The organism is Streptomyces sp. a15 (assembly GCF_059026085.1).
This window is the reverse complement of record NZ_JBWLKM010000233.1, coordinates 1-1,319: the sequence shown is the minus strand read 5'-3', so window position 1 is coordinate 1,319 and position 1,319 is coordinate 1. Positions and strand designations below refer to the sequence as shown.

The 1,319-nt window shown below is 66.8% G+C and carries 2 protein-coding genes; both read right to left on the bottom strand.

Going from position 1 to position 1,319, the window contains the following annotated elements; translation table 11 throughout:
- Nucleotides 1–29: 29 nt before the first annotated feature.
- Entirely contained in the window at nucleotides 30–941 is a 912-nt protein-coding gene (locus tag AC5P09_RS51830; RefSeq protein ID WP_493880612.1) for an IS3 family transposase, read from the bottom strand.
- Nucleotides 938–1,267: a transposase gene (locus AC5P09_RS51825; protein WP_123972376.1), complete on the bottom strand. Its 330-nt coding sequence runs from the start codon at nucleotides 1,265–1,267 to the stop codon at nucleotides 938–940. Before AC5P09_RS51825 ends, AC5P09_RS51830 begins: the two co-directional genes overlap by 4 nt.
- Between the last annotated feature and the right edge of the window lie 52 nt (nucleotides 1,268–1,319).

Sequence of the window (1,319 nt, the reverse complement as noted above, 5' to 3'; positions counted from 1 at the left end):
TGTCAATCCCCTCGGACTGTGGAGATCTTCTAAGCGGCCAGCTCCAAGGCGGAGTTGGCTCGGTGGTCGTGTTCGTAGTCGATCGGACTCCGGTAACCGCACACGCTGTGTAGTCGGTGCGTGTTGTAGAAGCCGGTGATCCAGGTCGCGATCCTCAGGCGGGCCTCGGTGCGGGTGGCGAAGGCGTGCCGGTGGACGTACTCGACCTTGAGTACGCTGTTGAACGCCTCGCTGACGGCGTTGTCGAAACACGACCCAACCCGGCCCATGGACTGCGTCACGCCCAGACGCCGGCAGGCCCAGCGGAAACGCCGGGACGTATATTCGCTGCCCCTGTCGCTGTGGAAGATGACGCCCTTGACGTCGCCGCCACGGGTGGCCGCGGCCATGTTCAAGGACGCAACGACGAGTTCTGCGTCGTGACGTGCACCCATCGCGTAGCCGAGCAGGCGGCGCGAGAACAGGTCGATGACGGTGGCCAGATACAGCTTGCCCTCACCGGTGGCGATCTCTGTCATGTCGCCGCACCACACCTGGTCTGGAGCGTCGGCGGTGAAGTCGCGGCGGACAAAGTCCGCGAACGCGGGCCGTTTGCCGGGGCGGGTCAGCCCGCCCCGTCGGCGGATCTTCCGTCCGGCCAGGCCGAGTTCGGCCATGAGACGCGCGACGGTGTTCACCGAGACGCGCCAGCCGGCGCGGATCAGGAGGAGCCAGACCTTCGGAGAACCGTAGGTGCCGCCGGAGTTCTCGAAGATCTGCCGGATCGCGTCGGCCAGCTGTCCTCGCCGCGCTTCACGAGCGGTGGTGGGCTTGTCGCGCCACTTGTAGAACCAGGACTCCGACACTCCCAGAACCCGGCAGGCCAGGCGGTGCGGGACGTGGTGCTCGGTCCTCTGGTTACCGATGAACGCGGCCAGGGCGGCCGGGTCCGTTTCGGTCACTTCACCCAGAGGACCATGCATCGCTTGAGGACATCACGCTCCATCTCCAGCTCGCGGATCCGCTTGTTTTTCTCCGCCGCATCCCGCCGCAGCCGCTCCAGCTCGGCCCGCTCGGCTTCGCGCAGCCGCCCGCCCGGTGCGGGCTCGGCAGGCTGGTCGGACGACGCCGACCCGTTGCGCCGCCACCGTGACACCCAGCTGTGCAGCGTGCCGGAATGCACACCGAGTTCCTCGGCGACCTCCGGGATCGGCCTGCCCGTCTCGATCACAATGCGTACAGCACCCTCACGGAACTCAGGCGTGTACGTCCGTTGCTTGGACCCCATGAACCCCAACTTCCCCTGCAATCACGGACTCCACGCTACGAGGGGAGGGACA

Excerpts from the sequence above, each read along its gene's own strand:
- AC5P09_RS51825 (WP_123972376.1), bottom strand. The coding sequence starts at position 1,267 with ATGGGGTCCAAGCAACGGACGTACACGCCTGAGTTCCGTGAGGGTGCT.